This is a genomic window from Flavobacterium sp. (assembly GCF_031409475.1).
GTDB lineage: Bacteria > Bacteroidota > Bacteroidia > Flavobacteriales > Flavobacteriaceae > Flavobacterium.
The window spans coordinates 51,337-73,291 of record NZ_JANNXH010000004.1 but is presented as its reverse complement, the minus strand read 5'-3'; the positions used below and the strand labels follow the sequence as shown (position 1 = coordinate 73,291).

18 protein-coding genes and 1 tRNA gene are annotated in these 21,955 nt (G+C 32.8%); 3 read left to right on the top strand and 16 right to left on the bottom strand.

Annotated features, from left to right (window positions below):
• Nucleotides 1-388: sigma factor (locus tag RMO53_RS01075; RefSeq protein ID WP_310377499.1), on the bottom strand; the 388-nt coding region annotated here is incomplete at its 3' end.
• Nucleotides 389-542: 154 nt separating this feature from the next.
• On the opposite strand from RMO53_RS01075, the gene RMO53_RS01070 reads away from it, so the two are divergent.
• Both RMO53_RS01070 and RMO53_RS01065 read left to right on the top strand, forming a co-directional pair.
• Nucleotides 543-624, top strand: a tRNA-Leu gene (locus RMO53_RS01070).
• A 353-nt stretch (nt 625-977) separates the two neighbouring features.
• A complete protein-coding gene (locus RMO53_RS01065; protein WP_310377498.1) occupies nt 978-1,739 on the top strand; it encodes a hypothetical protein in 762 nt (253 codons plus the stop codon).
• A 57-nt stretch (nt 1,740-1,796) separates the two neighbouring features.
• On the opposite strand, the gene RMO53_RS01060 is transcribed toward RMO53_RS01065, so the two are convergent.
• The 11 genes from RMO53_RS01060 to RMO53_RS01010 form a co-directional block, all read right to left on the bottom strand.
• On the bottom strand, nt 1,797-4,055 hold the full coding sequence (locus tag RMO53_RS01060) for a glycoside hydrolase family 3 N-terminal domain-containing protein (RefSeq protein WP_310377497.1): 2,259 nt from the start codon (nt 4,053-4,055) through the stop codon (nt 1,797-1,799).
• 261 nt (nt 4,056-4,316) lie between these two features.
• Complete coding sequence (locus tag RMO53_RS01055) at nt 4,317-5,057, bottom strand: hypothetical protein (RefSeq protein ID WP_310377496.1); 741 nt, start codon at nt 5,055-5,057, stop codon at nt 4,317-4,319.
• Nucleotides 5,058-5,084: 27 nt separating this feature from the next.
• A complete protein-coding gene (locus tag RMO53_RS01050; protein WP_310377495.1) occupies nt 5,085-5,786 on the bottom strand; it encodes a hypothetical protein in 702 nt (233 codons plus the stop codon).
• Nucleotides 5,787-5,790: 4 nt separating this feature from the next.
• A complete protein-coding gene (locus RMO53_RS01045; RefSeq protein ID WP_310377494.1) occupies nt 5,791-7,557 on the bottom strand; it encodes a DUF885 domain-containing protein in 1,767 nt (588 codons plus the stop codon).
• A 70-nt stretch (nt 7,558-7,627) separates the two neighbouring features.
• Nucleotides 7,628-7,990 carry a nuclear transport factor 2 family protein gene (locus tag RMO53_RS01040; RefSeq protein WP_310377493.1) on the bottom strand — a complete coding sequence of 121 codons (363 nt, stop codon included), beginning with the start codon at nt 7,988-7,990 and terminating at the stop codon, nt 7,628-7,630.
• A gap of 77 nt (nt 7,991-8,067) precedes the next feature.
• Complete coding sequence (locus RMO53_RS01035) at nt 8,068-8,988, bottom strand: pseudouridine synthase (RefSeq protein ID WP_310377492.1); 921 nt, start codon at nt 8,986-8,988, stop codon at nt 8,068-8,070.
• Nucleotides 8,989-9,240: 252 nt separating this feature from the next.
• Nucleotides 9,241-10,161, bottom strand: coding sequence for a geranylgeranylglycerol-phosphate geranylgeranyltransferase (locus RMO53_RS01030; RefSeq protein ID WP_310377491.1), 921 nt, complete (start codon nt 10,159-10,161; stop codon nt 9,241-9,243).
• Nucleotide 10,162: 1 nt separating this feature from the next.
• The gene (locus tag RMO53_RS01025) at nt 10,163-11,101 is read right to left on the bottom strand and encodes a mevalonate kinase (protein ID WP_310377490.1); all 939 of its coding nucleotides are present in this window, start codon (nt 11,099-11,101) and stop codon (nt 10,163-10,165) included.
• 10 nt (nt 11,102-11,111) lie between these two features.
• On the bottom strand, nt 11,112-11,405 hold the full coding sequence (locus tag RMO53_RS01020; RefSeq protein WP_310377489.1) for a type II toxin-antitoxin system RelE/ParE family toxin: 294 nt from the start codon (nt 11,403-11,405) through the stop codon (nt 11,112-11,114).
• Nucleotide 11,406: 1 nt separating this feature from the next.
• Nucleotides 11,407-11,625, bottom strand: coding sequence for a hypothetical protein (locus tag RMO53_RS01015; protein ID WP_310377488.1), 219 nt, complete (start codon nt 11,623-11,625; stop codon nt 11,407-11,409).
• 10 nt (nt 11,626-11,635) lie between these two features.
• Nucleotides 11,636-12,733 carry a diphosphomevalonate decarboxylase gene (locus RMO53_RS01010; RefSeq protein WP_310377487.1) on the bottom strand — a complete coding sequence of 366 codons (1,098 nt, stop codon included), beginning with the start codon at nt 12,731-12,733 and terminating at the stop codon, nt 11,636-11,638.
• 103 nt (nt 12,734-12,836) lie between these two features.
• Here RMO53_RS01010 and RMO53_RS01005 point away from each other — a divergent pair, with 103 nt between their 5' ends.
• Nucleotides 12,837-13,313, top strand: coding sequence for a TspO/MBR family protein (locus RMO53_RS01005; RefSeq protein WP_310377486.1), 477 nt, complete (start codon nt 12,837-12,839; stop codon nt 13,311-13,313).
• A 281-nt stretch (nt 13,314-13,594) separates the two neighbouring features.
• On the opposite strand, the gene RMO53_RS01000 is transcribed toward RMO53_RS01005, so the two are convergent.
• The 4 genes from RMO53_RS01000 to RMO53_RS00985 all read right to left on the bottom strand — a co-directional run bounded on the left by RMO53_RS01000 (nt 13,595) and on the right by RMO53_RS00985 (nt 21,953).
• Nucleotides 13,595-16,324: a gliding motility-associated C-terminal domain-containing protein gene (locus RMO53_RS01000; protein WP_310377485.1), complete on the bottom strand. Its 2,730-nt coding sequence runs from the start codon at nt 16,322-16,324 to the stop codon at nt 13,595-13,597.
• Nucleotides 16,325-16,453: 129 nt separating this feature from the next.
• Nucleotides 16,454-17,674 carry an NAD(P)/FAD-dependent oxidoreductase gene (locus RMO53_RS00995; RefSeq protein WP_310377484.1) on the bottom strand — a complete coding sequence of 407 codons (1,221 nt, stop codon included), beginning with the start codon at nt 17,672-17,674 and terminating at the stop codon, nt 16,454-16,456.
• A gap of 190 nt (nt 17,675-17,864) precedes the next feature.
• Nucleotides 17,865-19,511, bottom strand: coding sequence for an alpha-amylase family glycosyl hydrolase (locus RMO53_RS00990; protein ID WP_310377483.1), 1,647 nt, complete (start codon nt 19,509-19,511; stop codon nt 17,865-17,867).
• A gap of 75 nt (nt 19,512-19,586) precedes the next feature.
• Nucleotides 19,587-21,953 carry a TIM-barrel domain-containing protein gene (locus tag RMO53_RS00985; protein ID WP_310377482.1) on the bottom strand — a complete coding sequence of 789 codons (2,367 nt, stop codon included), beginning with the start codon at nt 21,951-21,953 and terminating at the stop codon, nt 19,587-19,589.
• Nucleotides 21,954-21,955: the final 2 nt, after the last annotated feature.

Genomic DNA, 21,955 nt, shown 5'->3' with positions numbered 1-21,955 from the left:
CAAATGCAATTTGAGAAATATCCTTAAAATAAGTAAGCAATATCGCTTGTTTATATTTTTCTGACAGTTTGTTAATTTTCTGATTTATACAATTGCTTAATGAAAGATAAAGCGATTCTTCATTTTCTTGTTCGGCAAAGTCGAGACCGTCAATCTGAACCTCAAAATTAGTTTTACGGTAATGTTCAGCCACTGCGTTTCTTGTTATTTGATATACCCAAGAAGTAAGTTTAGAACAGTCTGAAAGTTTATGAATATTAAGGTGAATTTTCAAGAAAACGTCTTGCAGAATGTCTTCACTTGTATCAATATCCCTTACCTTACTGAAAATAAATTTTTTCAATTCTTGGTGTAAGTCAATCCATATTTCTTGAATTTGGTTGTCCATAATTTATAAAGTATTTTCAAAAGTACAAAAATGGGATTTAAGTTGTGAGTTTTGGTTTTTTTTGTAAAATGTTAGCCAAATCTGTTTTTTTGTGAATTAGTGATTTGGTATTTGTTATTTACAAAGTTATGCTTATATTTGCACTCACAATTTTGCGGATATGGTGAAATTGGTAGACATGCCAGACTTAGGATCTGGTGCCGCAAGGCGTGTAGGTTCGAGTCCTATTATCCGCACAAAAGGCTTCTCCATTCGAGAAGCTTTTTTTATTTATAAAATTCATGGTTTGTAGGTTCTCCCGAAGGATCGGGACTATTATCCGCACAAAAGGCTTCTCCATTCGAGAAGCTTTTTTTATTTATAAAATTCAGGATTTGTAGGTTCTCCCGTCCCGAAAATTCGAGATCGAGGACTATTATCCGCATAAACCCCAAACTCTGGTTTTTGAGGTTATTATATTTTATTTGGTTGATAAGATGTTTACATAAAATTAATATTTGAGTAAATGGATTGTAAATTTATTTTATTTTTATAAAAAAATTCAAGTGCCTAAATTCTTGTTTTTTAAACTACTACAATCCATTTTGTAATGAAAAAGAGAAGGCGTATGATACTATTTGCAATGGCATTTTTGGGATGTGTTTTGATAGGACTTTCTATCTATTTTTTTAGGCAGGGAAATTTAAATTCTGACGATGCCACAAAATTAGAACTAGATACTGCAAATAAAAAAATAGAAATTTTAAATCAAGAATTAGCTTCAAAAAACGATAGTTTACTTGAATCTGAAAAAAAAATAAAAAAATTTAAATCTGAGTCTTTTATACAAATTGCTGGACAAAACTTGCCTATTTTAGAAATAACTAGTGTTGATTTAGGCGAAGGTGGAACTGTTGAAGCTAACAAAAAGAAAATTCATAGATTATTATACAGTCATCAAGTTCGTTTTTCGATTTTAAACATCGGCAAAAGCGCTTTAAAAGATGTGATTTTCTCAATAAAAGATATTTACAACGACCCTAAAATTAAAAGAAAAAACAACAAAACCACGGGTCAATATGAATATGTAAGTAAATCTTTCGAAACAGATGAGATAGGTTCGTATGATAATATTGAGGTTAATACCTTGAATCTTAAGTCTAAGAAAATGTTGTATTCTAGTAATCTTCCCAGCAGTTTTGGGGTTGGAGATTATTCGTACTATGTTATTGTCGAATGGAGTAACGGATTTTATCAAACATTAGTAAATATTGAAGAAATCGACGGAAAATTAAAATTTAAATATGAATATTATGACGTCAATGGTTCTGTTTTAGATTTTAAAAGTTTAGAAAAAAGTATTGTAAATTAAAAAAAGCTACTATCTTTTAACAGAGAGAAGCTTTTAATAAAAATTAATAAAGTGCTATTATTTTAATAAAAATTCTTTTGTAAGATTTGCAATTTGGATTTTGAATGTTCCTTTTTCCGAAATCCATTTTAAATCGTTGTTTACAAATTGCAAGTCTTTTTGATTCAATATAAAAGTTACTGTTTTGCTTTCGTTTGGTTCTAAAGTGATTTTTTCAAATCTCTTCAACACTTTTACTTCGGGCGTAATACTTGCTACTTTATCCGAAAGGTAGAGTAATACTGCTTCCTTTCCGATTGCCTTTCCTGTGTTTTTGACATCAACGGTAACGGTTAAATCATCTGTGTTGCTTATTTCTGAGTTATCGATTTTTAAGTTCGAATAAGTAAAAGTGGTGTAAGATAAGCCCGTTCCAAACTCAAATTGTGGCGAATAGCTTTTTTCATATTTAGCATCATTAGCTCGTTCTTCATCGCTTACACTTTCGGAATGTTTTCGATTGTATTTTTCTAATGAATTTGGATATCTAGGATAGTTGTAAGGCAATCGACCGCTTGGATTTACATCTCCATTTAAAATAGCTACTAATGCTCTCCCGCCTTCGTTTCCTGGTAAATAACATTGTACTATTGCACTCATGTTTTCTTCAAAATCACTAATTAATCTTGGTCTACCTTCGTTCAAGACTAATATTATGGGTTTGTTTAATTTTGATAAGGCTATTGCTAATTTTGATTGTGAAGCAGTTATAAATAAATTGTTAATATCGCCTGGAGTTTCGGTATAGTTTTTTTCACCCAAACATAAAATTATTTTTGTTGCATTTTTAGCTAATTCAACTGTTTTTTCAATTTCGGAATCATCAAAATTAATTAGATCAGCGCCTTTGGAATAGAGCACATTTTCTTTTCCAATTTTGTTTTGCAACGCTTCTAGAATAGTCATTTTATCAATAGCTATTTCGTCAGCGTTTTCGCCTTGCCAAGTGTATGTCCATCCGCCGTTTAGTGATTTCATACTGTTTGCTGTTGGACCTGTTATTAAAACTTTATCGGCTTTATTCAGCGGTAAAACTGCATTATTGTTTTTTAATAAAGTGATGGATTCAGCAGCTGCTTTATAAGATTCGTCAATAAACTCTTGAGAACCAAACTTTGGATAATCGTTTAAATTAGCCACTGTGCTTTGGAACAAATTTAATTCAAATTTCATCTTTAAAATTCTCGAAACGGCATCGTCAATTCGAGATATTGGCACTTCACCTTTGGCAACTAGATCTAATAAATCAGTATAAAACGAATATTCTTCCGGAACCATGCTCATGTCTATTCCGGCGAGTACAGAAATCCGAACGGCATCTCTATTACTTTCGGCCACTTTATCTCTGGTGTAAAGATTTATTATATCCTTCCAATCTGTAACAACAACACCTTGAAAATTGAGTTCTTTTTTCAAAATATCGGTAATTAATTGTTTGCTAGCATGAACAGGAGTTCCGTTTATTTCGCCAGAGTTTATCATAATACTCTTTGAACCTGCTTTGATTGCTGCTTCGTAAATTGTTAAATCATATTGTCTTAATATGCGTTCTGGAATTATACTGGGCGTTCTGTCTTTTCCTGTTGTAGCACTTCCGTAGCCAATATAATGTTTCATGCACGAAGCAACATTGTATTTTGAGCCTACATCGTTTCCTTCGAAGCCTTCAACCATTGCTACACCCATTTGGGTTGATAAATAAACGTCTTCTCCAAAGGATTCCCATAATCTGGACCAAGCAGGGTTTCTAGGCAAGTCTAAATCTGGTGAAAAAACCCAAGGAATGGAGGAAGCGCGAGTTTCATAAGCAGAAATTTCGGAACACTTTTTTGCAATTGCTGTGTTGAATGTAGCTGCCATTCCTATTTGTTGTGGAAATAATGTTGCGCCAGATGTGTAGCTTGAGCCATGTATCGCATCTATACCATACAAAATGGGAATTTTTAATCGAGTAGAATTTGATTCGTTACTTATTTTAGTTAGTAGTTCGTTCCATTTAGTTATTGTTGGTGCACCCGGATTTGGAACATTTAATATGGAGCCAATATGATAATTCTGTATCCCTTCTTTAAGTTTTGCGAGAACCAAAACACCTGGATTTTCTTTGTTTTCAAAATGGGTAACCGTAATTTGAGTCATTTGACCAATTTTTTCTTCGATACTCATTTTTGCAAGTAGCGATGACACTTTTTGGTCTATTTCTGTTTTATTATTTTGAGACTGAATAGTGTGAGATGAAATAGTAATTACAAATAGGAGTAAAAGGAGTTTTTTCATAATTATTGAATTTTTCGTTATTAAGGCTTAAATTTAATCAACAGTTTCTCTTTTTTCGCACTATTTTTTCACAATTTAATAAATTTAAGGGTTTTGTCTAAATTCAATCGTTATAGTTAATAAGTTATAAAACGTTTAAAATATTATTATAAAAAAAATTCCGTTCATTTTGAATGAACGGAATTTTAATTTAGAGTTTAGCAAACTATTTTAAACTTAAGTTTCGCTTTTAAAACGTAAATCTCTTTTTTTTTAAATTTTTTAAAATGTAGTTAAAAATTTAGTTATTTCAATTAAGTCCTGCTCTTCTTTAAAGGAGTAGTTTTTGTTTTTGAAAAAAACTGCTATTTTATCTTTTTGATCTGGGAAAAGAGCTTCAAGTTCTTTTTTGTTTTTAGGGACTAGAACTATTGTTTTGTCTTTTTTTTCTAAATAATATTCATTTTTGGCTTTAACAAATTTGGGCGGATAAGAAGTTTCGAAGGTTGTTTTTGCTACTTTTTCGCCTACTAATATTATTTTATCTTTACGTAATAAGGTAAAAGTGTCTGAATTAAATAGTTCAACGAGATAGCCATAAACTCCTTCACTTTTATAGTTTCTATAATTTAAAAGGCGTAGTTTGTATTTTCCAAAATTCATCAATATAGTATTAAACTGATTGTCTTTTAGTAGTGTAACATTATTGTTTTCAGTTTTTTGAATTTCAACTTCGTCTGTTACTGCATTATAACGCATCATCAATTGTTGATTGTCGTTTAAAATTTCTCCAAGCATAAATGTTTCAAATATATAAGGAGTTCCTTCAATGTCGCTATAATTTTTTACAATTGAGTTATTGTCTGTTCTTTTTTCGAACATATTTGCGTCAAATTTCGTATTGTAATTTCGGATAGCTGGATTATTTACTAATGGGCCAAAATCTTTATAGACTTGTTCTTGAGAGGTTGCATTAAAAAAAGCAATAAAAATAAATACCGTTGTTGTAATTAGTTTTTTCATGATTTTTCAAGTTTTAATTAGTTTGACTTATTTAATTATTAATGTTGTAATAAATTTTGCGATTTCGATTAAATCTTGCTCTTTTTTAAAAGAGTAATTATTATTTTTTAAAAAAATCTCAATTTCTTGTTTATGATTTGGAAATATTGCCTCAAGCTCTTTTTTGTTTTTGACCATTTGCAGCGCAGTTTCATTTTTAAAACTAATATAGTATTCTACATTTTCTTTAACATACATCGTTTCAGTGGCTACTTGGTATGAATTACTAGCTTCTTTTCCTTTTTTGAGTGTAATGCGGTCTCTTCGATATAATGCAAGATTTTCTTGATTGTATATTTCGAATAAATATCCAAAAAATGCATTTCCTTTAGCCAAATAATTTATAAGTTTAATTTTATTAGGGATTAAAACAATTTCGATATTATTAAATGGATTGGATTTTGTAAGCGAAAACAGTTCTTTATTTTCATTTTGCACTTCAATTATATCAGTAAATGCATTGTATCGAATCATTAGTTTTTGAGCAATTCCTGAAATACTTGCAGATCTAAATTCTTCAATGAGATAGGGTGAGCCTTCTATTTTATTTAAAGCTGTTTTGTTTTGGTTACTGTTTTTAAATAAAGTGGTATTCGAAGAAAAAGGATCAACGATATCACTAATTCTTTGTGAGTTACTATTATAACTCACAAAGAACAACAATGATATATAAAATAAGTTGATTTTCATTTTATTATTTAGTTTCCTCTATCCAAAGATTAATCTTGTTTTCAAGTAACGCTAGTGGCATAACTCCGGATTCTAATACTTTTTCGTGAAATTTTTTGATATCGAATTGAGCACCCATTTTAGTTTCTGCTTTTTTACGCAACTCTTTAATTTTAAGCTGTCCTATTTTATAAGATAATGCTTGTCCAGGATAGGACATATAACGTTCAATCTCGGCAATAATGCTTGCTTCGCTATTGGCTTCATTTTCTAAAGAATATTTTATAGCTTGTTCTCTCGTCCATCCTTTTGAATGTATTCCAGTGTCCACAACCAGTCGAATTGCGCGGTGCATTTCTTTACCTAACATTCCAAAATATTGATAGGGATCAGTATAAACGCCAAGTTCTTTTCCTAAACTTTCTGTGTACAAAGCCCAGCCTTCGCCATAAGCGCCAAACCAGTTGTATTTTCTAAAATCTGGTAATGTTGTGCTTTCTTGCTGTAACGAAACTTGAAAATGATGACCAGGAACTGCTTCATGTAGAAATAAAGCTTCGTCTCCATAAGTGTTGTATGAAGTTACATCTGGGATAGGAACATAAAAAACACCTGGTCGTGAACCATCGGCTGTGCCTTGTAAATATTCGGCACTTGCTGATTTTTCTCTAAAAGCCTCGGTTCTTCTAACCTCAAATTTTGTTTTAGGTTGTAGCGAGAATAATTTGTCAACATTAGGTTTTACAACACTGTAAATGCGTTCAAAATTTGCAATTACTTCCTCTGGTTTTTTGAATGGTATTAATTCTGGTTTGCTTCTAACTTCTGTAAAAAATTCCTTCAATGTTCCTTTAAATCCTACTTGCGCTTTTACTTTTTCCATTTCGCTAGTTATTCTGGACACTTCACTTAATCCTAAATTATGGATTTCCTCTGGAGTCATTTCTGTAGTGGTCCATTGTTTTGCATAAACGGCATACAACTCTTTTCCAAATTTAAAACTGCCAATTCCACTTGTTGATCTTGATGCAGGAAGGTATTCGTTTTTCAAAAAAGTTGCCATTTTAATAAACTGTGGATTCAATTTATCGTTTATAATAGCAGTATATTTTGCAGTTAAATCTTTTTTAACTTCGTCAGAAAATGTAGATGGCATTAATTTTATAGCCGAATAATAAAGATTGTCTTCTATTTTTGATGTTGGAATTTCAGCAAATTGAGGAATAAGTTTTTCAGTTAATGCTTTTGGTAAAACCACTTCTTCTTTAATTCCTTTTTTCATATAAACAATTGTAGAATCGACCCAAACTGAATATTTTTCTAATCTAATTAAAAAATTGGCATAGTCTTTTTCTGTTTTAAATGGTTGAGCACTAGATCCACTAGCAAATTGTCCCATGGTTAAATGCACTCCATTAAATTGGTTAATAGGCATTAGATTTGTTGGTATTTTTAAGAGTGATTTACCTTCTTCAATTTCCCATTTGATGATTTCGTAGCTGTTTTTTTCTTCTTCGGTTAGTTGTTTTTCATTGATTTCGGCTAGTGCTTTTTCAAATTTTTTATAAAAATCCGCTTGAGATTTTCTAAACTCATCAGTCATTTCAAATGGCAACTGATCGTTATATTCATTTTGTCCGTTTTGAGTTGCTGCTAATGGGTTCAATACATTTTTTGCATTAAAATAATTTTTTGTTAAAGCAGTAAAATCTTGTTTTTTCTCTTCGGACTTGCAGTTTACCAATACAATTGATGTAATGATGACAATCAATAAAGACGCTATTTTTCTCATGTTTAAAAAGTTAAATTTTTAGTAAATCTAATTTATTACGGGTGGTTTTTTGTTAAATATTTTATAAAATTTATCCGTGATACACTCTCGAAAATACAATTTTTTCTTCTTTTATTTCTAAAACTTCGGCAACTAACATATCGGGTTCATCCGCTGCGGTACGAATGTATTCCATAAAAACACGATCTGAATTTGCGGTTAGCGAAGTTACTTTATAATTTAAAGTTGGTAGTCTATCAAAAGCATCTTGCCACCATACGCGCAACCCTTGTTTTCCAGTTATTAAACCATTAGTTTCCGGTTTTCTGATTTTTAATTTTGGGCTAAAATGTTCGGCATCATCATCATATAATGATAAAAGTTGTTCTAAATTATGATTGTTGAAAGCTTCGAACCATTTGAAAGCTATAGACTGTAATTTTTCAGGTGACATATAAATTAGTTTTTTTTTGATTAAAAAAATCCCATTTGCCTAAACGAATGGGATTGAATATGTATTTAAAAGAATTGTTATACGTTCTTTAAATTGATAATTTCTTGATCTGTAAGCAGTCTCCAGTTGCCACGAGGTAAATTCTTTTTGGTCAAACCTGCAAATGCAACTCGGTCAATTCTCAAAACGTCATAACTAAAATGTTCAAAAATAGAACGTACAACCTTCACATTTGCAGAGCGAAGTTGGATCCCAATTTCACTTTTTGCTTCGCCTTCAACATAGCTTACATCTTCTACAAATACGCGATGTCCGTCAAGAACAAGTCCTTTGTTGATTTTTTCTAAATCCTCGAATTTGAGGTTTTTATCTAATGAAACTTGGTATATTTTTGATGATTTGTTTGTTGGTAAAGTAAATTTACGAATCATATCGGTATCATTAGTAAACAACAATAATCCTGTTGTGTTCTTATCCATACGACCAACAGCGCCAATTTTTGAGGTAGTTGAACCTTTTACTAATTCTAAAACATTACGATATTCCTGACCTTCGTCAAGTGCTGTAGTAAAATTTTTAGGTTTATTCAATAAGATATACACTTTTTTCTCAGGAGTTAAAGTCGCACCATCAAAATTCACGACATCACCGGGTTTTACCATATATCCCATTTCGGTAACTGGAATTCCGTTTACCTTAACTGTTCCGGATTGTATGTAAATATCGGCATCACGACGGGAACAAGCGCCAGAGTTGGCGATGTATTTATTTAGACGAATTTCGTCTTTTACTTTTGGTCTTTTTGGAGCTTGATTTGGTTTTTTCTCTACTTTGTCAGTAACCGCGGCTTCAATTTTTTTTCCGCTAGTTCGGGTTGGTTTTTCTTTTTTTGGACCTTGGGCACGCTTTGCCATGGCAGGTTTTGGCTTATTCGAGCTTGGTCTAGAACTGTTTGCTCTGCCGCCGCTTTTATTGTTATTGCCTTCCTTGTTATTCATATTTTGATATTATTTTTTTATTGGAAATATGGAATTGCTTCGCCCGTTCGTATACTCGGGTCGCAAAAGCTCATTTCATAATATTCTATAATTTACTTCGTCAGTTTGGTCTTTAATGATCTCGTGCGTGCAAAGATAGTTTATTATTGGTTAACAGCACTTTGATTTTTAGCCCCGATAGTAGCGGCATCCTCTTGTGGCGGTGTTCGCCACAAGAGATATAGCGAATAGCGGGAAATAGCTCCAAAAAAACTATATGCGCTGCAATAATCTTTCGCCATGTAGCAACACACTTGGATTGATGAGGACAATGCAGAAAACGCCTGCGACGATTAGTAATTTCAATACGTTATGAAGATTTACAAATTGCTCTTTTGTAGTTGATTTCCAGAGGTAGAGCAAGAAGAAAATGAGGATTATAAAGCAACTGTAGAAATAAATATCCATATAACCCACATCGTAAATTTCGATTAAAACATATACCGGTACGATTGTAAGTAGGGTTAATGTGGTAATTATTTTTTTGGAAATCGCTTCTCCGTAGACAATAGGAATGGTTTTGTAATCGTTTGCCAAATCGCCTTTTAGGTTTTCTAGATCCTTTATCATTTCGCGAATGAGTAGTAATAAAAATAAAAAAGTGGCGTGAAAAAAGATCACTTCATAGAGGTTTTTATAATACAGTAGAATTCCAAAAAAAGGTAAAACTGCCAGAAAAGCCGCCATGAGATTGCCTATAATGGGATATTTTTTTATTTTATGGGAATAAAACCAAATCATGAAAATATACACCGAAAAGAATAAAACGGCACGAAATGAAACGAAAAATGCAATCAATGCTACAAAAAAATTGATGCCAAAATAGACTTGAAGTTTTGTTTTTTGGCTGACTAATCTATCGAGTTTTGTTTTGTTGGGTCGGTTGATTAAGTCTTTCTTACTGTCGTAAAAATTATTGATAATATAACCCGAAGCTATGGTTAAACTCGAAGCAAGTACTAGTATAAATAGATTGAAATCGAGTAGGATTGATAAAGCTCTTTTTTCGGGAGCGAGAATAAATATTGCCGAAAGATATTGGGCTAAAGCAATAATAGGAATATTATACCCTCGAACAACAGAGAACAAACTAACAAATTTCATTACTAAAATTTTGTTTTCTCTGCTTAACATTTTAAAATTGGTAAACTACTTCGAGTTTGTAATCTTTTAAGGAAATTTTTGCTTTTTCTAGGTCTTGAGTAAAACCTAGAATGTAACCTCCACCGCCAGAACCACAGAGTTTGAGGTAATAATCGTTAGTGTCAATACCACGTTGCCAAATGCTGTGAAATTGTTCCGGAATCATTGGTTTGAAATTATTCAAAACTACTTTTGATAATTTTTTAGTATTGGCAAACAATGCTTTCATGTCGCCACCAAGAAAATTCTCGACGCAAGCATCGGTGTGTTTTATAAATTGTGTTTTGAGCATGGTACGAAATCCTTTGTCTTTAAGGTTTTCCATAAATAGGGTTACCATTGGAGCGGTTTCACCTACAATTCCTGAATCTAATAAAAACACAGCGCCTTTACCGTCAAAACTTTGAGTAGGAATTCCGGTTGCTTCAATATTATCTTTAGAATTTATTAAAATAGGAATGCTCAAATAGCTGTTCAAAGGATCTAATCCTGAACTTTTTCCGTGAAAAAAACTTTCCATTTGAGCGAAAATAGTTTTTAATTGGAGTAATTTTTTACGCGTTAAATTCTCAAGTACCGTGATTTTATTTTGGGCATATTTATCGTAAATAGCTGCAACTAGTGCGCCACTACTTCCTACACCATAGCCTTGAGGAATACTGGAATCAAAGTACATTCCGGTTGCAACATCGTTTTTTAAAGTAGCTAAATCGAAAGTTACTAATTCCGGTTGTTCGTTTTGTAAAGTTTCTAAATGAGAAACAAAACGCTGTAAATTCCCGTTTGACTTTATTGCTTCTGGAGATGGGTTTGCTTCTCTTTTCAAAGCACCATTGTAAAAATTATACGGAATAGACAAACCTTTCGAGTCACGAATAATTCCGTATTCTCCAAAGAGTAATATTTTTGAGTAAAATAAAGGTCCTTTCATAAAGTTGAACTTATTTTATTTTGTTGATTTTTAATGGGTTTTGTCTGGTGTCGAAAAGCGATAAAATTTGAATTTCTGTTGAATTAAATCGGTAAAAAATCGTAATTTGTTTAATTAAAACACATTTAAAAATATTTTTATCAGATTTTGGAAAAGCTTCAGGATTTGTTGCAATTAAATTAATGTTCTCTTTTAGTTTGTTTTTAAAATTTTCATAAATTCTTTCAGCCCACTTAGAAATCAAATAAAACTTTATATCCTCCAGATTTTTAACTGCTGTTTCAGAAAAATTTACTTTACGCATTTTATAAATAATTCTTCATTACTTCTTCGTAAGAATGAATTCGTCCCTTATCAAAATCTTCAATTCCTTTATTTATTTCAGCTCTTTGTTCTTCTGATAATTCATCCCAAAAATCTGTTTTTTCAGATTTAAAAATCTGTTTTATTGACGAGATTATAGTTGAGTCATTGGTTTCAACCAACATTTTTATTAATTCTAATTTTTCTAATTGAATGTTCATCTTAAATAAATTATAAAATTTCAACACTTCCTCTTCCAATTTCATCACAAATGTACTGACCATTTTGACAATAGCCAACTAATTCAGCTTTAATAAATTGTATTACTTTTTCTTTTACACTTTCTGGGTATAAAACATGAACATTTGCTCCAGCATCAAGTGTGAAACAAACTGGAATTTTTGTCTCGTTTCGGAACTTCCAAATCGCATTTATAATTTGCAACGTGTTAGGTTTCATCAAAATAAAATACGGAATCGAAGTCATCATCATGGCATGCAAAGTCAAGGCTTCGCTTTCTACAATGGTTATGAATTCGTTTAAATTTCCGCTTTCGAAAACGGTAATTAATTTGTCCAAGTTTTCGTGTGCTTGTGCAAATCGCCTTTCGGCAAAAGGATGATTGTGCATTAAATCATGACCCACAGAACTCGAAACTTGTTTTTCACCTTTGTCAACTAATAAAATGGTGTCTTGATAATTCTTAAAATTCTCGTGAATTGCATTTGGAAATTCCACTCCAAACAAATCCGAACTTCCTTTAATGTTTTCTTGATTGCCCCAAACGACCACTTTTCCTTTTACACTTCGGCAGGCACTTCCGGAACCTAATCGGGCCAGAAAAGAAGCTTTTTGGTAAAAGTAATCTTCGGTCATTTCTGTCCCTAAGTTTCGGGATAATGCTTTTTCTAAACTCATTAGATTCATTGCCAATGCTGCCATTCCAGAAGCCGAAGAAGCAATTCCAGAACTGTGAGGAAACGTATTTTGAGTGTCAATTGTAAAGTGATATTCTTTTAGAAAAGGCAAATAACTTTCGATTCGTTCTAAGAATTTTTGAATTTTAGGTTTGAAATCTTCTTTGGATTTTCCTTCAAAAAGCAAGTCGAAGGAAAAAACATCTTGGTTTTGCTTTTTGGCGAAAGCCAATTTGGTAATAGTTTTACAATTATTCAAAGTAAAACTCACCGAAGGATTTGCGGGAATTTGGTCTTCTTTTTTCCCCCAATATTTCACTAAAGCAATGTTACTTGGCGCACTCCATTGAAAACTTCCCTTTTCTATAGAATGTGAATAGGGTTGCGGAATAAAATCAGTTGCTGAAAACATCAATAAATAAATTTATGCAAAGATACTTTTTTTGGTTTATACATAGATTTCTTTATTTGTTGAATCTTGATAAAGTTTTGTTTAAATTTGAAAAAAGTAAATTATGAATAAGATTACGAAAATTTTGGTAGTTGTAGTTACGTGTTTAGCAATTGGATATTTTTCTGGGATAGTTACTCGATCTGCAATTACATCTTGGTATCCTACGTTGGTCAAGCCGAGTTTTAATCCTCCTAATTGGATTTTTGCGCCTGTTTGGAGCATGCTCTATATTATGATGGGAGTTGCGGCTGGACTGGTTTGGAGCCAAATTGAGATTGAAAAAGAGGCAGTTAAAAAAGCCTTGATTTTCTTTGCAATTCAATTGGCATTAAATGCGCTTTGGTCGTATTTGTTTTTTGGACTAAAAAACCCAATGTTAGCAGGTTTAGAAATCGTCATTTTGTGGTTGATGATTTTTGAAACTTATATTCAGTTTGGAAAAATTAATAAAATAGCAGGTTATCTTTTTATTCCTTATTTGCTTTGGGTAAGTTTTGCTGCTGTTTTGAATGCTAGTATTTGGTGGTTAAATAGTTAATTAAAATTTAAATCTAACCCGTTGGGTGTAATTATTAAAAACGTCACTTCGAGTGTTTTTTGTGAAGTACTTCTCGCTACTTTTCAAAATTTACAATTTTAAAAAACTCGAAGTGATGTGTATCGAGAACCGTTTTTAATGAAATTTTCCTTATTCTCGGTACGATTTTCTATGGAAAATCACTCGTCCCGAAACTTCGGGAGACGAAAAATTATGATCAAAATTAATTATAAATTTGTCTAAAATTTTAGGTGCAGTCTAAAATAAGAGTCATTTTTAATTTAACGAGCAATAAATACCCAGCCTGTTTTTACCGTTCCACCTTCAATTTCTGCAACATAAAAATAGGTTCCATCAGGTAACTCTTCACCATTGCTATTTATTCCATCCCATTGATCTTTGTAATCAATGTAGCTATTAACTTTTCTTCCATATCTATTAAAAATTTCCAATTTATTAATTTTACATCCATTAAGATCAAAAGTATCATTAAATGAATCTCTGTTTGGAGAAATGGCATTTGGGAATACACAATCAGAATCTATTGTAACAATCTTATTGAATTCACATCCATTTACATCTCGAACAGTTATTGTATAATTTCCAGGCAATAAATTTGTAAATATTTTATTTGAAGTAAACCCACTATTGTTTATACTATATAAATAAGGACTCACACCGCTTGTAACACTTAAAATTTCAATGATTCCATCAGGACCTTGATTTATAACATTTGTTGTGGCAAATAAAATATCAGTAGGAGATGTATTTACAGTTATAATCAATGTTGTAGTTGTGCCACATTGGCCCACATTAGGAGTAAAAGTGTAGGTTGCAGAAGCTGTATTACTAACCGTTGCTGGGTTCCAACTTCCTGCTATTAAATTATTTGATATTAAAGGCAAAACTGGTCTAGTTGAGCCAGAACAAATTGATGCAACAGCTGTAAAAGTTGGTGTAATTTTAGGATTAACGGTAATGGTTAAGGTAGCCGTTGTAGCACATTGACCGCCATCAGGAGTAAACATATAAGTTGTAGTATTGGTATTGTTCAATGGCGGCGACCAAGAACCAGTAACTCCGTTCGTAGAAGTAGTCGGTAGAGCTGCCAATGAATCTCCAGAACAAATGGCAGGAACTGGATTAAAAATTGCAACTAATGGATTTACAATAATTTGCAATGAGGTTGTTAAAAGGCATAAGCTTGGAACAGGATCAGGCGTAAAAACATAGACTCCAGAATTCGTATTACTTACTACAGACGGATTCCAAGTTCCCGCATAACCATTGTTTGAAGTTAAGGGTAAAATTGGACTTGTAGTACCAGCACATATTGAGACAATTGGTGTAAAAGTTGGAGTTATAACTGGATTTACAACAACAGTCAAACTTGTAGATGCTGTAGCACATTGTCCAGAAGTTGGAGTAAAGGTATAGGTTGTAGTAGCGGTATTATTCACTGCAGGCGACCAAGTTCCAGTAATTCCATTGGTAGAAGTAGTCGGTAAAGCAGCTAAAGAATCACCAGAACATATTGCAGGAACAGCATTAAAAGTAGCTAAAAACTGATTTACCACAATTGTTAAATTGACAGTTGCTGTAGCACATTGTCCAGAAGTTGGAGTAAAGGTATAAGTTGTAGTAGCGGTATTATTCACTGCAGGCGACCAAGTTCCAGTAATTCCATTGGTAGAAGTAGTCGGTAAAGCAGCTAAAGCATCGCCAGAGCAAATCGGCGGAATTGCAGGGAGAAAAATAGCCACTAAAGGATTTACAACTATAGTTTTCGAAAATGCTGTTGCACATTGCAAAGTGCTAGGGGTGAAATTATAAGTACCGGTAGCGGTATTACTCACAGTTGATGGACTCCAAAAACCTACTATACCATTATTAGCAATATTTGATAAAACTGGTGGAGTTGCTCCTGAGCAAATTGAATTTGGTAATGTAAAAACAGGAGTAACATTATTAACAACAAAAATAGTGAATGACAAGGTGTTGGCACATTGTCCTGCTGTAGGTGTAAATAAATAGGTTGTTGTTGTCGTATTGCTCACAATTGGAGGATTCCATGTTCCTGTTATACCATTGGTTGATGTTGTTGATAATAGAGGAGCAATACCATTTCTACATATTGCGGGTAATGTTGCATCAAACTCAGGGTCTATTTTTGGATTTACTAAAACTGCTGCTGTACTTTGTGTGACTGTAACTACTCCACATGCATCAGTTGCAATAACAGAATAGGTACCTGAATTTGATATAGTTGTATTAGTTATTACCGGATTTTCATCGGTTGAAGTATATCCATTTGGTCCAGTCCAACTGAAAGTATACGGAAGAACTCCTCCACTAGGATTTGAAGTTAATGTTAGACTATCGCCTTCACAGATTGACGTTGATGATGCTGATGGGCTTGTTGTTGGTTTTGAAATTGTAAACGACGCTTTGAAATTTGCACCCGAATTACTAATATACTTTGTTGTCTCACAAGTCGAAGTACTTACATCAGAACCTGTGAAAGAATAATAAATTTCAAGAATGTAATTTTCAGGTAATAAAGAATTTACAAAATCTATATTTAAACCGTAATCTTTCCATTTTTGATCACCATTTGCGCATGCACCAAGTCCGTCATTAAAAACACTTGTTCCTGTATTACAATTAGTTACAGTATTTAATGAAATTGTATTGAAGATTCCTGACGGAGAACCGCTTGCTAAATAGACACGCCAATTTATAGTTGCGCTACATACGTTAGCCGAAGCATTTTTGAAAGTTTTAATTTCACCAGCGGTAATTTCACCACAACTTGAATTTTGTCCATAAACACCTAAACTTACTCCATCGAAAGTTAACGCACCAGGATCTGAATTTATTAAATTAGGAGAAATTCCAGAAGTGTTATAAATTGTATTATTAATTCTTATACCCGAAGCAAACTCTCCAAAAATTTGACCATAAGAAAAAATTGACAATGTTAAGAAGCAAAATAAGTAGATTTTTTTCATAGTTGTATAAGTTAGTCGAAGAGGAAACTCAAAAAAGCTATTAATTTTTAAAAAGTTTAGTTTACCTTTCTATGATTCAAAAGTATGGAAAATTATTATTAAAAGTACATTAAATTTATTAAAGTAAAGCTATAAAGCATTTGCTAAAATAAATCCGCTTGTCCAGGCATTCTGAAAATTGAAACCACCTGTTACAGCATCAATATTTACAATTTCACCTGCAAAAAATAGGTTTAAATGCAGTTTGCTTTCCATGGTTTTGAAGTTAATTTCTTTTAAATCAATACCTCCAGCAGTTACAAATTCTTCTTTAAAGGTGCTTTTTCCATTTACCTGGAATTGCCCAGCAGTAAGCTGATTTGTTAAATTTTGTAATTGATTTTTATTTAAATCGGCCCATTTTGTTTCAGCATCAATTTCAGAAGCTAATACTAAACTTTCCCACAATCGGTTAGGAAATTCAAAAGGAGATTTCTTGGAAACGGCCTTTTTCGCCTGCTCCTGTTTTAAATTTTTAAGTATTTTTTCGCAATCTTCAGCATCAATATCGTTCAACCAATTAACATAAATAATAAATTGGTAATTTTTATCGTGTAAAATTCTTGCACCCCAAGCCGAAAGTTTTAAAATCGCTGGACCACTCATTCCCCAATGAGTAATTAATAAAGGCCCTGTAGAAACGAGTTTGGTTTCTTTTACTTTAACAGTAACTTGCGCTGCAACGCCAGGAAGTTCTTTTATACGAGCATCTTTAATGTTAAATGTAAACAAAGAAGGAACTGGAGAAACAACTGCATGACCAAAGGTTTGCAGCATTTCCCAAATTTTTGGATTACTTCCCGTTGCTAGAATTAGTTTTTCGCAAATATAATTTTCTGATTGAGTTTCAATTTTCCAAAATTTTTCTCCCGAGACTTCAGTATTGAAAATAGACTGGACACTTTGCCCAGTAAGAACCGCAATTCCAAGTTTTTGCGTTGCATTCAAAAAACAATCAATAATGGTTTGTGATGAATTTGAAACGGGGAACATGCGGCCATCATCTTCGATTTTCAATTCTACATCGTGCTTGTTAAACCATTCAATTGTATCGCCAGAGCAAAATTGATGAAAAGGTCCACGTAATTCTTTTTCGCCACGAGGATAAAATTTCACCAATTCGTTGGGTTCAAAACAAGCATGTGTAACATTACATCTTCCACCACCAGAAATCCGCACTTTTTCTAAAACGTGTTTGCCACGTTCAAGAATTGCAACTTTTAATTTTGGGTTTCTCTCGACAATGTTTATTGCTGTAAAAAACCCTGCTGCACCTCCACCAACAATTATGATGTCAAAATTTTGATTCATATTTTATATTCTGGGTTTTCGCTCCAAATTTACAACAAAGATAATCAAGAAAAATTTTATTTAAAAAACGGTTCTCGATACCTGCCTGTGGCAGACAGGCATTTTTTGTTCCGTTTTACTCCCGATTTTTCGGAACATAAAACACTTGAACAGACGTGATAAATAATTAGACTAACGGATTAAAACCATATCATTTTTCTAATAAAACGATATCAAATTCGGTATCAATATTAATCTTGCCATTTATAACAACCGCAGTTTTTCCGGAATAAGCATCTATCAGTTTTGTTCCATTTTCGAAAATTGTCCCTACTGAAATTTCTTTTTTTCCGATGGACAAATCCAATCCTACCACAACACTATCAGTATAATTATCTTTAATAAATACTCTACTAAAAACATAAGGTTTTGCCGAAATCTGTTTGTGAATTCCAGCACCAATTGAAGTATGATTTCTTCTAAACTGACCTAATTTTTGCCAGTGTAAAAGTGTTTTTTGGATTTCGGGATTTGATTTTAGTTCGTCCCAATTCATATTCGAACGCAAAGTGGCATCGCCTTGTGTCCCATCAATTACAAGTGAACGACCCGTTTCATCACCATAATACACTTGTGAAATTCCTGGAGAAAGCAATAGTTTTGTGCCGCTTTCGATACTTTTAGTTCGTTTAGCATCAAACGGACTTCCGTCATCGTGAGACGATAAATAGTTCAAAACGCTGAATCCTTTTAGATCTGTATTTAGCTTTTCGGAATATTTAGAAAAAATACTTTCATAGTCGTTTTTTGCATCCCATTTGAACTCAAAATTAATCATATTATTGAATCCATTCTGGTAATAATTTACTTTTTTATCAGGAAAATTAAAATTTTGACCGGTACTAATTCCATAATTATAGACTTCGGCAATGGTATAAAACGGGTTGTTGTCCAATACTTTTTCAGGGTTGTTGTTTTTCCAAATTTCAAAAGCATATTCACTCTGTATTTTAAAAGCAGCCCAAACATCCTCTTCGGCATGCTTCACAGTGTCAACTCTATAGCCATCAACTCCAAACTCAGTTATGTAATCGGTGAGCCATTTTATAATGTAATATTTGGGTGCTCTTGGATAACCTGTTCTTTTGAAAAAAGCGTTTAATGAGGCAACCTCTTTATCATAACGACCTTCTGATTTCCATTTTTCGATTAAAAAAGGGGGAAGATCTACAGCTTGATTGCTATCTGTTTTTATATCAGGAAGATTTTTAACCAGTGTACAAGCTGTAGTGTTTTCATAACTTTTATAATCACATTGTGGACTCGTTCTAACCCAGTCATTTGGCCATACAGAATCAATTTCAGTTACTGGACCAGTATGATTTATAACACCATCGAGCATAATTCTGATTCCTTTTGCATGGGCTTTGGTAACTAAATTGGCTAAATCTTCTTTGGTTCCAAAATTAGGATCCAATGCGGTCCAATCTCTAGTCCAATATCCATGAAAACCATAAGACAAACCCGTTCCTTCATCAACACCATCGTGAATTTGTTCAACAATGGGCGTCAGCCAAATGGCATTTATACCTAGATTTTCGAAATAACCGTCATCGATTTTTTGGATAATTCCTTTGATATTTCCCCCTTCGAATCCACGAAGCTTTCCTGCAGTTTTGATTCGATTTAAATAAATTTCTTTCGATGAATTTCCATTTTTAAAACGGTCGGTCAATAAAAAATATAAATTTGCGCCTTCCCAGACGAAGGGAGTTTTTGATGCTGTTTGAGTTGTTTTTGTTGAGGAACAACTGGTAAGAACTAGAGCAAATACAAATAATAATATTAATTTTTTCATTTTCATTTTTTTTGAACCAATACGAAATTAAGATTCAGTTAGTTGTTCTTAATTATCTAATGGTTTTGGGTTTAATTATAATTGAATTTTAATTTCAACTTCTGTTCCTTTTTCCCATTTGACAGAGATTTCTATAGGTTCATTAAAAGTTTTATAAAGTATTTCATTTCCGTCAACGAAAATTCTTTTTGCTTTAATATTATGAATTAATAGCGTTACATTTTTGTTCGAAATTTGATAATTTTTACCCATTTCAGTTGTTAATTTTAGGGTTAAAAATTGGTCTTTATTGATGCTTTTGAAATGTAAAATTTCATAACTGCCATTTTCAAAATTATTGGGCGTTAAGCCATCGTCGTTGTAGATTTTTCCTGTTGATTTTTCTATATTTTGATCAAAATAATAATGTAAATCAAAGTTTTCTAATGAATATTTCGAAGTGTTTTGTATGGTTTTTATCATTGGAATAAAAGCGCCACCACGAACAAAAACAGGAATATGATCTGCTGTTACTTCAATATTAGAACTTGTTCCTGCCAAATATTTAGCATTTGAATAAAAATCAAACCAATTATTATTTTTTGGAAAATAGATAGAAGTTGAAGTCACTCCAGCTTTTGTGATTGGAGTAACCAAAAAATCATTACCCCAAAGATAGGTTTCGCAAACGGTTTGTAATTTGTTATTATAGGGTTCTTCAAAAAATAACGGACGCATTAATGGTGTTCCGTATTGGTTGTTTTCGAATGCCAATGTGTAATTATAGGGTAACATTTGGTAACGCAATTCGACTAATTTTTTGGCTTTGGTTTTGGTTACAATATCTTTATAAACGGGTTCGGCAGCAACATCTTCGTGTGCATGAGGACGAAATATTGGGTTAAAAACGCCGTATTGCAGCCAACGCAAATACAATTCGTTATCGAAATAATCGCCAGCAAAACCGCCCAAATCGGAGTGCATATACCCCATTCCTTGCATTCCCATTTGGAGCGAAATCTCCATTTGCGATTGTAATCCACCCCAAGAACGACTCACATCGCCAGACCAAGGAATCATCCCAAAACGCTGTGAACCGGAATATCCAGCGCGCATCAAGATAAACGGACGTTGATTAGGGAAATCATTTTTGTAACCTTCAGCGATTAATTTTGCCCAGTTGTGTCCGTAAATATTATGCACTTCATCAGCTTTGCCTCCAGCAGTTAGTGCTTGTGAAGGAAAAACTTCGGGTTCGCCCAAATCACCCCAAAGTCCGCCAACGCCTTGATTTATTAAATTTTTATAAATATTCCAAAACCAAGTCTTTCCTTCGGATTTGAAAATATCCACGATTCCGGTGTTTCCAAAATAAAAATCATACGTAAAAGGGTTTCCCGATTTATCTGTCGCTAAGATTTTTTTATCCATAGCTTCTTTCCATTTTGAAGAAGTTGTTAGAACAAAAGGTTCGGTGATGAGAACCGTTTTTATACCTTTTGCACTCAAATCAGTAATCATTTTATCTGGATTTGGGAAGGTATCTTTGTTCCAATCCAAATTGCCCATCGTACCTTTCATTTCTTTGCCAAACCAATACAAATCCAGTATTATTGCATCAACAGGAATTTTATCGGCTTCGAATTTCTTGATGGTTTTTTCGACTTCTTCTTGTGAATGGTAGCCAAAACGGCTGGAGAAATTCCCCAAAGTCCATCGAGCAGGCAAAGGTTGTTTTCCTGTTAAATCGGTGTAATTCGAAATCAAATCGTTCCAAGAGTCACCCACAATTACTTGATACGTTTTGCGACCTGAAATGGTCTCGTATGCCAGAGTATTGTCTTTTTTGCTGTCTAAATCCAAGTAGCCAATTGCGGAATTATCAAAATGAACCGCATAGATTTTCGAAGATAAAACCATTGGAATACAAAAGTTCATCAACTCGGCGTGGGTTTCATAACCATAACTCGCACGATTGTATAATTGCAAACGATTGCCACGACGGTTCATCCCCAAAGCTCTTGCGCCACCGCCATATAAAACTTCGTCTGATGAAATATTGAAATCCAATACTTCGGTAGAATCTTTCTTTGTATACCTGTTTTTTTCTGAAAGAAATTCTTTTCCATTTTTATCCAAATAGACAATCTTGAAAGGCGCGAAATTTATTTTTACTTTTATTCTGGTTGTACTTAAATCTAATGATGTTTTGGATTTAGAAAATTTTACATTAATTTTTTCAGGAATTTTTATAATGGCATGTGAATTTAGATTATAAATTTCACCTTTTGGAATAAATGAAGTTTCAATAATTTTATTAGAAAAAGGTTGTATCAAATAATTTCCATCGGATGTTTTTACTGTTAAAATGTTATTTTTCCAAGCATGCGAAAGGTATTTTCTATTTGCATTTTGCGCATAGGAAAGTGAAGTTATCAATAATATAACAAGTATTTTTTTCATGG

What these genes read in the sequence shown, in the direction of transcription:
- RMO53_RS01020 (WP_310377489.1), bottom strand. Translation starts at nt 11,405, where the DNA reads ATGCGTAAAGTAAATTTTTCTGAAACAGCAGTTAAAAATCTGGAGGAT.
- RMO53_RS01050 (WP_310377495.1), bottom strand. Translation starts at nt 5,786, where the DNA reads ATGAAAATCAACTTATTTTATATATCATTGTTGTTCTTTGTGAGTTAT.
- RMO53_RS01045 (WP_310377494.1), bottom strand. Translation starts at nt 7,557, where the DNA reads ATGAGAAAAATAGCGTCTTTATTGATTGTCATCATTACATCAATTGTA.
- RMO53_RS00990 (WP_310377483.1), bottom strand. Translation starts at nt 19,511, where the DNA reads ATGAAAAAATTAATATTATTATTTGTATTTGCTCTAGTTCTTACCAGT.
- RMO53_RS00995 (WP_310377484.1), bottom strand. Translation starts at nt 17,674, where the DNA reads ATGAATCAAAATTTTGACATCATAATTGTTGGTGGAGGTGCAGCAGGG.
- RMO53_RS00985 (WP_310377482.1), bottom strand. Translation starts at nt 21,953, where the DNA reads ATGAAAAAAATACTTGTTATATTATTGATAACTTCACTTTCCTATGCG.
- RMO53_RS01060 (WP_310377497.1), bottom strand. Translation starts at nt 4,055, where the DNA reads ATGAAAAAACTCCTTTTACTCCTATTTGTAATTACTATTTCATCTCAC.
- RMO53_RS01025 (WP_310377490.1), bottom strand. Translation starts at nt 11,101, where the DNA reads ATGAAAGGACCTTTATTTTACTCAAAAATATTACTCTTTGGAGAATAC.
- RMO53_RS01010 (WP_310377487.1), bottom strand. Translation starts at nt 12,733, where the DNA reads ATGTTTTCAGCAACTGATTTTATTCCGCAACCCTATTCACATTCTATA.
- RMO53_RS01040 (WP_310377493.1), bottom strand. Translation starts at nt 7,990, where the DNA reads ATGTCACCTGAAAAATTACAGTCTATAGCTTTCAAATGGTTCGAAGCT.
- RMO53_RS01005 (WP_310377486.1), top strand. Translation starts at nt 12,837, where the DNA reads ATGAATAAGATTACGAAAATTTTGGTAGTTGTAGTTACGTGTTTAGCA.
- RMO53_RS01030 (WP_310377491.1), bottom strand. Translation starts at nt 10,161, where the DNA reads ATGTTAAGCAGAGAAAACAAAATTTTAGTAATGAAATTTGTTAGTTTG.
- RMO53_RS01015 (WP_310377488.1), bottom strand. Translation starts at nt 11,625, where the DNA reads ATGAACATTCAATTAGAAAAATTAGAATTAATAAAAATGTTGGTTGAA.
- RMO53_RS01035 (WP_310377492.1), bottom strand. Translation starts at nt 8,988, where the DNA reads ATGAATAACAAGGAAGGCAATAACAATAAAAGCGGCGGCAGAGCAAAC.
- RMO53_RS01055 (WP_310377496.1), bottom strand. Translation starts at nt 5,057, where the DNA reads ATGAAAAAACTAATTACAACAACGGTATTTATTTTTATTGCTTTTTTT.
- RMO53_RS01065 (WP_310377498.1), top strand. Translation starts at nt 978, where the DNA reads ATGAAAAAGAGAAGGCGTATGATACTATTTGCAATGGCATTTTTGGGA.
- RMO53_RS01000 (WP_310377485.1), bottom strand. Translation starts at nt 16,324, where the DNA reads ATGAAAAAAATCTACTTATTTTGCTTCTTAACATTGTCAATTTTTTCT.